This window comes from Nostoc paludosum FACHB-159 (assembly GCF_014698835.1).
GTDB lineage: Bacteria > Cyanobacteriota > Cyanobacteriia > Cyanobacteriales > Nostocaceae > Nostoc > Nostoc paludosum.
Map to the genome: position 1 here is coordinate 61,166 of NZ_JACJTU010000004.1, position 13,265 is coordinate 74,430.

Annotated in this window: 12 protein-coding genes; 7 read left to right on the forward strand and 5 right to left on the reverse strand. The window is 40.4% G+C overall.

The window, feature by feature from the left end:
• Positions 1-141: 141 nt before the first annotated feature.
• Positions 142-798: an SAM-dependent methyltransferase gene (locus H6H03_RS05515; protein WP_190954145.1), complete on the reverse strand. Its 657-nt coding sequence runs from the start codon at positions 796-798 to the stop codon at positions 142-144.
• A gap of 14 nt (positions 799-812) precedes the next feature.
• On the opposite strand from H6H03_RS05515, the gene H6H03_RS05520 reads away from it, so the two are divergent.
• The gene (locus tag H6H03_RS05520) at positions 813-1,037 is read left to right on the forward strand and encodes a hypothetical protein (protein WP_190954354.1); all 225 of its coding nucleotides are present in this window, start codon (positions 813-815) and stop codon (positions 1,035-1,037) included.
• Here H6H03_RS05520 and H6H03_RS05525 read toward each other — a convergent pair.
• Both H6H03_RS05525 and menH read right to left on the reverse strand, forming a co-directional pair.
• Positions 1,001-2,374, reverse strand: a complete 1,374-nt coding sequence (locus tag H6H03_RS05525) for an APC family permease (RefSeq protein ID WP_190954146.1) — start codon at positions 2,372-2,374, stop codon at positions 1,001-1,003. The two genes, H6H03_RS05520 and H6H03_RS05525, sit on opposite strands and share 37 nt — an antisense overlap.
• 792 nt (positions 2,375-3,166) lie before the next feature.
• A complete protein-coding gene (menH, locus tag H6H03_RS05530; protein WP_190954147.1) occupies positions 3,167-3,991 on the reverse strand; it encodes a 2-succinyl-6-hydroxy-2,4-cyclohexadiene-1-carboxylate synthase in 825 nt (274 codons plus the stop codon).
• Between the two features lie 522 nt (positions 3,992-4,513).
• On the opposite strand from menH, the gene H6H03_RS05535 reads away from it, so the two are divergent.
• Together H6H03_RS05535 and H6H03_RS05540 are read left to right on the forward strand one after the other, a co-directional pair.
• A complete protein-coding gene (locus tag H6H03_RS05535; RefSeq protein ID WP_190954148.1) occupies positions 4,514-4,981 on the forward strand; it encodes a hypothetical protein in 468 nt (155 codons plus the stop codon).
• Between the two features lie 258 nt (positions 4,982-5,239).
• Entirely contained in the window at positions 5,240-6,682 is a 1,443-nt protein-coding gene (locus H6H03_RS05540; protein ID WP_190954149.1) for an FAD-dependent oxidoreductase, read from the forward strand.
• Positions 6,683-7,024: 342 nt separating this feature from the next.
• Here H6H03_RS05540 and H6H03_RS41160 read toward each other — a convergent pair whose 3' ends face one another.
• Complete coding sequence (locus H6H03_RS41160) at positions 7,025-7,156, reverse strand: hypothetical protein (RefSeq protein WP_277926146.1); 132 nt, start codon at positions 7,154-7,156, stop codon at positions 7,025-7,027.
• Between the two features lie 133 nt (positions 7,157-7,289).
• Here H6H03_RS41160 and H6H03_RS05545 point away from each other — a divergent pair, with 133 nt between their 5' ends.
• Positions 7,290-8,507, forward strand: a complete 1,218-nt coding sequence (locus H6H03_RS05545; protein ID WP_190954150.1) for an acetate kinase — start codon at positions 7,290-7,292, stop codon at positions 8,505-8,507.
• A gap of 167 nt (positions 8,508-8,674) precedes the next feature.
• Here H6H03_RS05545 and H6H03_RS05550 read toward each other — a convergent pair whose 3' ends face one another.
• The gene (locus H6H03_RS05550) at positions 8,675-9,694 is read right to left on the reverse strand and encodes a serine hydrolase (RefSeq protein ID WP_190954151.1); all 1,020 of its coding nucleotides are present in this window, start codon (positions 9,692-9,694) and stop codon (positions 8,675-8,677) included.
• A gap of 698 nt (positions 9,695-10,392) precedes the next feature.
• Between H6H03_RS05550 and H6H03_RS05555 the strand changes: the two genes are divergently transcribed.
• From H6H03_RS05555 to H6H03_RS05565, 3 genes are all read left to right on the forward strand, one after another.
• Positions 10,393-10,743: a hypothetical protein gene (locus H6H03_RS05555; protein WP_190954152.1), complete on the forward strand. Its 351-nt coding sequence runs from the start codon at positions 10,393-10,395 to the stop codon at positions 10,741-10,743.
• A 369-nt stretch (positions 10,744-11,112) separates the two neighbouring features.
• The gene (locus tag H6H03_RS05560; RefSeq protein WP_190954153.1) at positions 11,113-12,150 is read left to right on the forward strand and encodes an aldo/keto reductase; all 1,038 of its coding nucleotides are present in this window, start codon (positions 11,113-11,115) and stop codon (positions 12,148-12,150) included.
• A gap of 490 nt (positions 12,151-12,640) precedes the next feature.
• Complete coding sequence (locus H6H03_RS05565; RefSeq protein ID WP_190954154.1) at positions 12,641-13,117, forward strand: hypothetical protein; 477 nt, start codon at positions 12,641-12,643, stop codon at positions 13,115-13,117.
• The last annotated feature ends 148 nt before the right edge of the window (positions 13,118-13,265 follow it).

Sequence of the window (13,265 nt, forward strand, 5' to 3'; positions counted from 1 at the left end):
ATTTTAGATTATTTATTGAATCCAAAATCAGTCTTGAAAAGTTTTGATGCCTGCGGGAACGCCAAAAGCCGACGCTCAAACTTTTCGCCAAATCTCAAATTACTCCCTTCCGGCTCAAAGAATACCGGAAGGGAGTAGTACCTATCGCAAATTCGCTGGTACTTCTTTAGGAACTACCCAATAGTAAACAGTTTTGCCCTCTACATTTAGCGTTTGGTCTGGTTTCCACTCTCCCATATCGAAGGCGTGGGAAACAATGCGAGTACCAGGTTTGAGTTGTTTTAGGAGTATGGGGCGGAGTCTCTCGTTGATTTCTGGTAATAGGTAAAGCGTAACTACCGTTGCTTCACTAAAATCAGTATTGAACAAGTCCTGCTGAACAAACTTCACGCGGTCTGTTACTCCTGCTTTCTTTGCATTTTCATTAGCTTCTTGAATGCGTTGGGGGTCAATATCTATGCCCACACCGCGGGTACCAAAATTTTGTGCCGCAGTAACCACAATTCGCCCGTCACCACTGCCAAGGTCGTAAAGTACATCATTTTTGCCCACTTTTGCCACTTTTAACATTGCATCTACCACTGGCTGTGGAGTTGGCACATAAGGAACATCACCAGGGCGTTCTTGGGGTTGAGTAGTCGGTGTAGCTGCGGGAGTTACTGTTTCAGTCTCAGCTGTTAAAGTAGAAGGTTCTGTCGGAGTTTCAGCATTACGCTGTTCCGTCGTGCACCCGGCAATTCCCAAGCTGGTAATACTAACTCCTGTAACCATTAAAAACAGAATTTTTTTGAAGTTCATGAATTTTCTCCTTTGTGAATTGTGATTGGGCATGGGGAGGTGTGGGAGGTGTGGGAGGTGTGGGAGGTGTGGGAGGTATGGGAGGTGTGGGAGGTGTGGGAGGAAAGGGAAGCATAAATTCTCTTTTTCCTCATCTCTCCACACTCCCCTCTCTCCCCACACTCCCCACACTCCCCTCTCTCCCCACACTCCCCACACTCCCTCATCTTTCCGTCCCTGCGTCCCTTCTGCGCGGTTGATTATTCCAGAGCAACAGTGGAATACCTGCGATGACAACTAAGACACCTACAATTGCTCCGACGCCTGTGTAAACTAAGCTGGAATACAGTAAGTAACCGCAGACGGCGCAAAAGAGTAATGGTGTGAAGGGATAAAATGGCACACGAAACGGGCGCACTATGTGGGGTTCTCGCATCCGTAAGACCAGGAGAGAGACGCCTGAAAGTAGGAAGAAGAACCAAAACACGGGGGCGGTGTAATCCACCATTGTTTGAAAGCCTTTGCGGGTGAGTGTGCCTAAAAAAACAAGTGCTAAGGCGATCGCGGCTTGCAACAATAAGGCATGGGTAGGGCTGCTAGGACGTTGCTGCCAGCGTCCCATAAAACTGAATAGGGAAAAATCTTGTCCCAGTGCGTAATTGGTACGCGCTCCAGTAAAAATTGTGGCGTTGGTTGCACCTAAGGTGGCGATCGCAATCAGGATGCTGATGAATAAGGCTCCCGGTGTACCCCAAAGCGATCGCATTAAATCTGCGGCTACTGCTTCTGATTGTGCCATGTTGGCTAATCCCAGTCCCCGCAGGTAAGCTAGGTTGATCGAAAGATAGATGGCGGTGATTATACCAATACTCCAAACGAGCGATCGCACGATGTTACGTCGTCCATTTTGAATTTCTGCCGAAATGTAAGCGGCTTCATTCCAACCGCCGTAGGACAGCAGCACAAACACCATTGCCAATCCCCAAGTTCCTGATGATGCAGATTCTACAACGGGGGTATTATTAGGAGTGGCACTCAGTCCGATAATTACTACTAGCAACAAACCCAAAACTTTAGCAACACTGAGTAAGTTTTGTGTCCACTTACCTTGTTGCAAACCAACAATGTTCAAAGCAGTTAAAAGGGCGATCGCCACTGCTGCATAAACAGAAGATGAAAACGTGCCTAGTCGCCATATTTGTGAAACGTAATCGCCAAAAACAAATGCTAAAAGAGCAATGGAACCAGTTTGAACTACTGTCATCCGTGCCCAAGCAAATAAAAAGGCGACTCCTCGCCCAAATGCACGTTTCAAATAGTAATAAGCACCTCCAACATCAGGATAAACTGTTGCTAATTCTGCATAGCACAGCGCTCCTACCAGAGATATCACACCACCAATGAACCAAAAAAGTAGTACCGCAATATTACTACCCGCTTGATTTGCTACTAAAGCCGGGGTTTGAAAAATCCCCGCCCCGATGACAATACCAACAATCAGAGCTACTGCGTCTGGTAATGTCAGTGATGGCTTGGGTGATGCTGTTTCAATTATCTCTGTCCGATCAAGCAAATTGTAGTCTTCAGGTCTACTCACATTAGTTCCTCATTTAGTGTTGAGCAGGGACTTTTTACTTTGTTTCATCAAAAATGACCTCAGATAATCATGTTTATGGAGATAGGAATATAAACCCATATCCATATCTCCTTGATATAAAATATAGTTAATAAATGTGACGCAAAAATGACAATCAAAATAATGAATAAATTACTAATTCATGATTATTAGCCAATACAAAATATGGATAGTGCCAGTTATTTATAGCATTACCTATGTTTGCTTATTAGCTTGATTTTAGTTCTTCTAAGAGACTAGAAAATCTCACTCATTTAAGCTTCTTCCACGAGTTTGATTTTAACTATACTAAAGGATGATTAAAAAACTAACTAAAGAATGATTGACTAATAATGGGTAACCATGCTTTGTTTAGATAGAAGGGTAAAGGAAGCGATCGCTCAAGGCATAGGCAACAGGCAATAGGCAATAGATAATACCGATTAAAAATTTAAAATGACGCTCTCTAGCACAGGCTGGTCGTAGGTTGCTTCTTTGCAGAAGTACGCGCAATACGGTTCGGTTAACGTGTTTATTCCTCGAAGATCCCCCCAACCCCCTTAAAAAGGGGGGCTTATAACCCTCTTTTACCCCCTTAAAAAGGGGGTCGCCGTAGGCGGGGGGATCTTAACCGAACCGTATTGGAAGTACGCGGACACGGCTTAACAAAATTCTTGCATTAACAAACCCAGATATTACAAGGGTTTAGGCGTGTGTATCTGTCGCATTCTTTTTTCAAATTTGTATAATGCCTGTTAGTATAAGTTCTCAAACTTAAAGCGGATTAGTATAATTTAAAAACTCTCTCATAATTTTGACAAAGGCTAAAGTATTTTCAAAGTGAATATTATGTCCAGCACGAGCAACTATTCTTAGCTGGGTAAGCTTGCATAGTTTAGCCATTTCTGTATTAATATCTACAAATTTTTCATCATATTCACCAGCTAATAAGAACATAGGAATTGTATTTTGTGCTAGCTTAGTCCACAAATTAGGCTGGCATCCAGTACCCATGAAGCGCAGTGATTTATCTAATTCTTGCGGATTGTTCTGCGAACGATTTTCTACCATTTGGTCATATTGTGGATGATTTTTTATATAACTAAAAATTGCTTGATTATACCAATTGGACAGAAAATCAACAAAAGCAACTTTATTAGTAATTCTTGCCAATTTCCTGGCTATTTGTGTATCACGCTTAATTCGTTCTAATCGTTCTGTTTCCGTTGCTAAACCTGGTGAAGCTGATTCCAATATCACTTTGAAGAAACGTTCGGGAAAATGTAGGACAAGGTATAAAGCTAATCTGCCACCCATTGAATAACCAACTAAAAAGCATTTAGGGATTTTTAATTTATCTAATAAGTTAATTATCGCTTGGGCAGTGTTAGGCATTGAATAGTATTCATCCCCACCCAAAACTTCAGTTTTGCCATGTCCGGGTAGGTCAAGTGTTAAATAAGAAAATTCATCAGCTAATAATTTGATTGCTTCATCAAATTCATCAATGTTACCCATGAAGCCGTGTAGAAAAAGAATTACTGGTTTATTTGTTGCATTAATTAAAGAATAGTTAAAATAATAATTTTCTAAAATCATAAATTTAGTGTTTTGATAAATCGGAATTTACGATACACGATCTAAGCTTATAGGTTGAGGAAATTGAGACTCATAAATTCACCTTTCCACAGATATAAACAGAACACTACTGAGGATAGATGTAATCAATACATTATTACATAGCTTCTCCAAATGCTAAAATTCAAAAAAATATAACTAATACTAAATTTTGTTAAAAAATAAGCATTAATCAAACAACTTATTTTTTAATAGTTAGTATGTATAGTACTCCTATTTAATTGTGGTAAAGAAAATTTGCCTTCATTTTCAAAAGGCGAATTTACTGCTGCTGAGTATTGGCAGGGAGCAAAAACAGCAGATTTTAAGTTGATGAAGTACGCAATCTAAATCTAAAACCTTGCTATAAAGCCGTATTAGTTCTGAATTTTGAATTCTGCTGTAACTTTAGAAATCAAAGCGGATTGCTATATAAAGTTGAGGTTCGTTGTTGATTACAGCTTTAAATAACTAAAAATTTTATAAACTTTGGAGGCAAGACTTATGATTCACCACATTTCTATTGCAGCAAATAACCCCCGTCATGTTGCTGAGGTTTTAGCTAAACTCTTGGGTGGAAAAGTTGCTCCATTTACCCCCCATCCTGGAAGCTATGTAGCAGTAGCTATGGATGAACAAGGCACTTTAATTGAAGTTTATCCGCTAGGAACTGAATTGATTCCTGGTGATGGCGAACAACAAGTTAAATTTCGTGAAAATAAGAATTCCAGCCAATTTGATGCAGTTCACGCAGCCGTGAGTGTGCCTGTTAGTCAAAAAGAAATTGAAGAAATTGGTGCTAGCGAAGGATGGCGGGTACTGCATTGTAACCGGGGTAAATTTGAAGTAATCGAATTTTGGATTGAGAACCGCCTAATGATAGAATTGCTCAGTCCAGAAATTGTGTCCCAGTATCTCAATTTTATTCACAAGAAAAACTTAGAAAAGTTATTTAGTACCACTGTTGGTTAAATAAGTGAATAGGGAATAAAATATGCCCTATTAATTGGAATCTTTGCTCTTAATTTATTTAGGGAGAACATTAAATATTTGAAACTTGGAGGCTTGCTGCAATAGTTTAATCTTTCCTTTTTAAATCCCCTAATTTAAATTAGAGGGATTTTCATATTGCCTATTGCCTATTGCGTTTTTGCCTTCTTCCCTATTGACTATTACCTAATTGCTTTGTTAAGTATAAGAACATAACAATAAAGCTAAACTAAGTCTCAAATGTTAGATTTACAAATTTCTACAGCTACAGAAAATAAAGCTATTGTCATTGGGGGAAGTATTGCCGGACTGTTGACAGCTCAAGTACTGACCAAATACTTCGATCGCGTGACTATTGTAGAGCGCGATCGCTTTCCCGAACAACCAGAACAGCGTCACGGTATACCCCAAGCTCATCACGTCCATGTTTTACTCATTCGGGGTCAGCAGATTTTAGAGCAGCTGTTTCCTGGCATCATCGCAGAATTAACTAATGCAGGGACACCGATTGTAGACTCCATAGCAGATTTTGCTTGGCTGGGTTATAACGGTTGGGCACCGCGCTTTTCTTCTCATTTAATCAGCCGCGCTTGTAGCCGTAATCTCTTGGAGTGGACTATCCGCCGCCGTTTGGCAGCTAACGAGCGAATTGAATTTGTGCAAGCAGCACAGGTAACTAACTTGCTGTCTAACCCTGACAAAACCACCATTACAGGAGTAGGAGTTAGTTTTCGCAACGAACCCGAAGCAGAGATACTTGCTAATTTAGTCGTAGATGCCAGTGGGCGCAATTCTCACACACCACAGTGGTTGGAAGAATTGGGTTATCAGCCACCGCAACAGACAGTTGTTAATTCTTTTTTAGGCTATGCCACCCGCTGGTATCATCCTCCTGAAGGGTTTCAAGCAGACTGGAAGATTTTGCTGATTGCCGCAAAACCACCACATAAGACTCGCGGTGCTGTGCTTTATTCAGTTGAAGGTAATCGTTGGATTGTCACACTCGCGGGTGTAAATCGAGATTATCCACCAACTGATGAAGCCGGATTTTTAGACTTTGCCAAGAGCTTGCGATCGCCTATTTTATATCAAGCCATAAAAGACGCTCAACCCATCTCCCCCATCTACGGCTATAAACGCACAGAAAATAACCTGCGTCATTACGAAAAACTTTCTAGATTACCAGAAGGTTTGATAATGGTAGGTGATGCCGTTTGTGCTTTCAATCCTGTTTACGGTCAAGGTATGACCACCGCTGCTTTGGGTGCTTTGACGCTAGATGAATGTTTAAGCAAGCAATTATCTAAGCAATCCCAAGGTAATTTAATCGGTTTTCCACGATATTTTCAAAAGCAACTAAGCAAAGCCATTTCTGTACCTTGGTTGATGGCTACAGGCGAAGACTTCCGTTGGCCTGCTACTGAGGGAGGAAAACCCGATCCGATTAGCAAATTTATGCAGTTGTATATGGATCGATTATTACTACTGCAAGCTGACAGTCCAGAAATTCATCAGCTTTTCTCGGAAGTGATGAATTTACTCAAGCCACCCAGCGCATTTTTCCAGCCAGGTATTCTCATGCAGGTTTTAAAGCGGATAATCAATTTGCGTCCTCAATCAGATGAGCTGATTGATGGAGAAAATATTCCTAAATATCAGCCTTTGGTAATTCACAATTCTTAGAGGATGTTTGAAAAGTCTTTTTGTTGGTAGCAAAATATTTCAGATCCCCTGTACCCTCCTGAAAAAGGCTACGGTGTACACACAAGTCACAAATACTAGTCTGTCAAGGAATAATTGACGAGTAAATTTTCTGTAGAGACGGCGATTTATCGCGTCTTGTTAACGTGCCAGTTTTTTAGACGCGATAAATCGCGTCTCTACATGAGGGTTTTCTGGGTCATCTCAAGCGTATTGAGGTCACAACTCAATTGCATCGGCTTACAACTCAATTGCATCGACTCGCAACTCAATTGCATCGACTCGCAACTCAATTGCATCGACTCGCAACTCAATTGCATCGGCTTACAACTCAATTGCATCGACTCGCAACTCAATTGCATCGACTCGCAACTCAATTGCATCGACTCGCAACTCAATTGCATCGACTCGCAACTCAATTGCATCGACTCGCAACTCAATTGCATCGCCCTGCAAAAATTAAGACCTTACTCTTTAGCCCTTCGGCATTTCCCCGCACTGCCTTCAAAATATGTCTAATGCCCAATAGCACACTGTCGCGACTAAGTGTAGCATTATGGCATATTACAGCAGGTCAAGTTTTCCTATTATGAAGATATTGGTGCTAAACGCTGGTTCGAGCAGCCAAAAGAGTTGTCTGTATGAAATTGCAGATGAGGCTCTCCCCACCCAAGCACCCCAACCTCTTTGGGAAGGGAAAGTCAACTGGACTCAAGACCACGGTGTGGCAGAAATTGAGGTGAAAACTGCTACAGGTGCAGAAGTGGAAAAATCAATTTCTGGTGAGTCTCCAGAAGCACACCTCGCTTATATGCTTAACACACTCACTAACGGTGCTACCAAAGTAATTAATCAGTTGTCAGAAATCGATCTGGTCGGGCATCGTGTAGTACATGGTGGACAAGATTACCGCGAAAGTGTGGTGATTACTGAGGATGTGAAAAAGGCGATCGCTGACCTCTCTAACCTAGCTCCAGAACACAATCCTGCTGCTTTATCAGGCATAAAAGCAATTGAAAATATCTTAGGAGAAGTCACCCAAGTTGCAGTATTTGATACTGCATTTCATAGCACTATCCCGGATGCAGCAGCAATTTATCCCGGCCCCTACGAATGGGTAGAACAAGGTATTCGCCGCTATGGCTTTCATGGTATCAGCCATCAATACTGTTCTGCTCGTGCCGCCCAAATTCTCGGTAAAGATTTAGCATCTCTACGATTGATTACCTGTCATCTCGGTAACGGTTGCTCTTTAACCGCGATTAAAAACGGTCGCAGTATTGATACTACTATGGGATTCACGCCTTTGGAAGGATTGATGATGGGTAGCCGTTCTGGCTCAATCGATCCGGGGATTTTGATTCACCTGTTACGCTATTGTAATTACTCAGTAGAAAAATTAGATTCTGTTTTAAATAAAGCTTCAGGCTTGCGGGGAATTTCGGGCGTATCTAGCGATATGCGTGAAGTGACAAAAGCGATCGCCCAAGGCAACACCCGCGCTAAACTAGCGTGGGATATCTACGTCCATCGCTTATGTTCTAATATTGGTGCAATGCTCGCAAGTTTGGGGGGATTAGATGCTTTGGTATTCACCGCAGGCGTAGGCGAAAATTCTCCAGAAATTCGTCAAGCCGCCTGTGAAGCTTTTGGATTTTTAAGACTAAAAGTAGACCTTAAAAAAAATCAACAGCAGCCAGTTGATGAAGATATTGCCACACCTGACTCAGAAGTGAGAATATTAGTAATACATACTCAGGAAGACTGGGCGATCGCTCAACAATGTTGGCAACTAGAGAAAAAGTAAACACTAAAAATCCCATTTCTCCCCATCTACCACCACAGACAAAGGTTAATCGCGTCTCTACAATTACAGCAGTTTTCATCTATTTGAACCACATCTGTCGTAGGGGCGCAAGGCCTTGCGCCCCTACCGCGTAATCTATTTACCTGAAAATTGGTGTAATCGCGTCTCTACGGTAAATGACTAACTTTTGCTTGTTGAAAATAGCCATACACGACTTGAGAAACTTGACGAATAAAATCTCTTGCTCTTAGGTCATTATTTGGTCTTTTCACAAAAATTCCTGCTAAGTAACGCTTACCTGAAGGTGTTTGAATAATACCCGCATCACCTAATACAAAACGCAAAGTTCCTGTTTTATGAGCTATCTTTGCACCAGAACCTAAACCAGATGGAAGCAATTTTCTATTATGACAACCATACATAATACCTAGAACTTGAGACTCACTTTTATCAGAAAGTAGCTGATTATTTACCATCAAAGCAGAAAGTTTTACTAAGTCTTTTGCGCTAGTTTTATTAGTTCCATTAAAGTCCCCTAACATCCGGCGCAGAGCAGTACTTTGCAATCCCCAACTGCGAAATCGCTGATTTAATTTAGCAATTCCGCCTAAGCGAGCAATAATCATATTTGTGGCAGTGTTATCACTGATGGTCATCATCATAGTTGCAGTTTTTAAGACACTAAACTTGCTCCCCACCCGTTTATACTGCATACTACCCGAACCACCAACGACATATTTACGCTGCATTACTAGAGTCTCGTCTAGCTTGATTCTTCCTGCGTCTACTTCTTGAAATAGAGCAATCAAAATTGGGTACTTGATTGTACTAGCCGCCGGAAAAGCTTTGTTGCCGTTGATACTAATATAGTCTCCTGTTTCCAAGTCCATAAAAAAGATTCCAGGAGTCAGGAATTTATAGCGAGAAACTAGTTTATTAATTGGAGTTTTTAGTTCTGAGATCTCACGCCCTAAAGGAACTACACCAGTGAATTGAGGTTGATTTGTTGGACTAACAACATTACTGGGAACTGGAGGAACAAATTTCAGTGGTGGTAATTGTAAATTAGATTGATTTCTATTCCAGTCATTAGACGAGTAAACTTTATTACTGTTAGGATTTGCCTTTACTGGTGACGAAAGCAGAAAAAGACTGATGAGGCTAAGATAAAACCAGCGTAGTTTCATGTATTGTTGCTAAATTAGTCTTAATATTTACTTACAAGAATTTTCCAGTAAGAAAAATAAAATCATGACATGGAAGATGATAGTCAATAAAATATCCTATGTCAACATTTATGAATAAAGACTCAAAAATAGTTTGGTCGATATAAATGACAGCTTGGTCGATCCAATTGAGAGTAATTTAAATAACATTTATTGGATAAATAGGTTTCAAAGTTAATACTCATAGCATAAACATTGACAAACAAGTAGTGTATCAAACCAAAAATAATCCGTGAAGAGAAGAGTGGGGAAAGAGTTTTTTATATTTCTCACATTTATAGCAGTTGAAGCATAGTTTCTAACATAAACCGATGGTAAAACCCCACCGCCAACAGACTCCACGAGTGGCGATGAAAATTTCTGTTCCCTACTCCCTATTCTCAAGCCAGGTTCATTGTCGCTGTACTCGACCTTATTTCATAGGTCTATCAAAAGGTAAATGAACTTTAGGAAGTAGCACCCAGGTGAAGATTGTGCTTTAATAAACAAGGAGTTAGATTGTTATGGTCGATACCAAAACAGCAAAATTACTCACTGTTATACTAGAAGAAGCTGACATTGAGTCAAATCAAGATTAAAAGCAGTTATTTACGGACAAGAGTGTAATTGATATTTTCATTCAGTTAAAATCGCCGTTCTACACACCTTTGAGGAACTGTATGAATCATTCATTGATAGTTAAACCAGGGCTACTACTTTTTATCCTGACAATAGGATTTTTCAATTATTCTCCTGTGCAAGCAGGCATCACACAGACCACATCTCAAAACCAAAAGCAGCTAAAACAACAATCTTCTCAACAACTATGGCAAGGATTTCGACAGCAACAAGATCGAGTTAGATTACAACAACAGCAGCGCATTGAACAAATTCGCTTGCAAAATCAACTCAGACAACAACCGTTTGGGCAACCTACTACAATGGATAAACTAAGACAACAACAAAGACGGGAAATGGAGAGATTACAACTTCAACAACAATCTCAACAAGAATTCAGACAACAGCAGTAAAAATGATATTGCAAAATTATTGACCGAACAAGGCAAAAGTAAAAAGTTAAAAGCCAAAAGAAAGAAAAAGTATAATCAAACAAACAGCCTAAATTTATATATGGGCTTATCTTTTGAATTTTGACTTTTTACTTATTAATAAGATTTCGCGTAACAACGCTATTGTGGCAGTAGGAGTCCTCTTACCCAAGACATCCTTGGCTTAAAGGAGCTACCCTAATTGCTCGTCCGTTTTACGATTATTCCTGCCGTCGAATAATCTCTCACTCTCAAGATGTTTGCTATCTTTCAACAGTTAGATGTGTTTGATTGTACAATATTGCAAAGCTATGAAAGTGAATTCTTATAGCTTTTCTAAAGGACATATTTGTGGATATCAGCAGACGTGATTTGTTAAAGTTTGCTTCGACTTCGGGTTTGGTTGTAACAGGGTTAGCAACTTCAGAAGGAATTTTCAAACAAGTTTCAGCCCAAAATCAACCTACTCCAACTCAGACCAAAAGCGGCGAAATGATCTATAGGACGCTGGGACGTACAGGAGAAAAAGTATCTGTAATTGGTTTGGGAGGTCATCATATTGGACGACCAAAAGACGAGCAAGAGGGTATTCGTCTAATTCGTGCTGCCATCGATCGCGGCATTAATTTCATGGATAATTCGTGGGATTATCATAATGGCGGTAGCGAAATTCGCATGGGTAAAGCTCTCCAAGATGGTTATCGAGAAAAAGCTTTTCTGATGACCAAAATTGATGGTCGCACAAAAGAGGCCGCTACTAAGCAAATTGACGAATCTTTAAGACGTTTGCAGAGCGATCGCATTGATTTGTTACAGCATCATGAAATAATTCGCATGGAAGACCCAGACCGAATTTTTGCTCCTGGCGGTGCAATGGAAGCTGTGGTAGCAGCACAAAAAGCGGGCAAAATTCGTTACATTGGATTTACCGGCCACAAAGATCCTTTAGTTCACTTGCGAATGTTGGAAGTTGCTGCTCAAAACAACTTTCGTTTTGACACGGTGCAAATGCCGTTAAATGTAATGGATGCCCATTTTAGAAGTTTTGAGAAGCAAGTTCTACCCCTTTTGGTCAAAAATCAAATTGGCGTGCTAGGTATGAAATCAATGGGCGACCAAAACATTCTCAAGAGCAACACAGTCAAACCCATCGAATGTCTGCATTATGCAATGAATCTGCCAACCTCAACAGTAATTACAGGTATTGAGAGTATAGAAATTCTCAACCAAGCGTTTGAGGCGGTACGCACCTTTAAGCCAATGAGTCAAGAACAAGTCAGCGCCTTGCTGAATCGAACTCGTCAGCCTGCTGCAAAAGGCCAGTATGAATTATTTAAAACTACTAACCAATTTGATAGTACAGCTAAGAATCCTCAGTGGCTGGGATAACTGTAATATTTAGGTTATGTAGACAAAAATAGAACTACCCACTACTTGACGTGGTGGGTTTCTGACTAGAAGTAGCGATCGCTTTTTGAACTTTTTGCTTGTCTTGTATATTTTGATCGGTTATGATGCAATTGCACTCATATTAGCTGCTGCAATATTCGTTAAAAATGTTACTTTTATTGTTGCTACCTGTGTATTTACCCAGCAATCATTTAAGATAGCTGTAGTTAATTTTAACCTCATCTTAATAGCTTAAAGACATGATGAATCATGTGTCTTACAGCTACAGGTATGTGCTCACCTAAAAAAAGCATATTTATCCCACCAAATACTAAATACAACAGTTCGCTACTGAGTGCCGCACCAAGCTTCGGTATCAGAGTCAAATATTAAGTTGTTTGGCTACTGATTACTGAATTTTGCTGCACCTACAGTCCTGTTAAAGTACCGAGTTCATATTTTTATCCAACCCAAAACAATTTTTTGAAACATGCAAACAAAATATCTGGCTTCAATACTTACACTAGGCGTAACATTAACGGCTATACCCGTAATGCCATCTCACGCCGAAGAAACATTTAAAGTACCAACCTCTTACGAGCTGCAAAATAAGCAGCAGCAACTCAAGGTTACTTATTCAACAACTAGCTTTACTGGTGAGCCACGTCTAGACTATCAAAAGGGACGACAAATATTGCAATTTGCTGGAGACGAAATCCAAACTACAAAAACAGAAATTGGAACGCTAGTTACAGTAACTCTTTACAAAACTGTAGATACTGGCTCTACTACTTTTACCTTACTTATACCTGCTGTGAATATAGGAGCAAGCAACCAAGCCAACATTATAACTAAGGGTATTACGACTGTGAACCGTTTTTCAACGATTCCGGCATTTAATGAAGGACAAAGACAGACATACACAGTTACTCCTTTGTTTGGTACAGCCCAAGCTCTCGTATTTTAAAGCAGTTTGTGTTCAAGCCCGCGTCTGTTTTTGAGTCAGACGTAGGGCTTGTGCGTTCAATAACGAAAGACAGAAAGCTGAATAAGTAGAAGGCACGAGGCAGAAGGGAAAAGCCAATCTCGATCAGGGTTTTTAACTTTTGTATTTT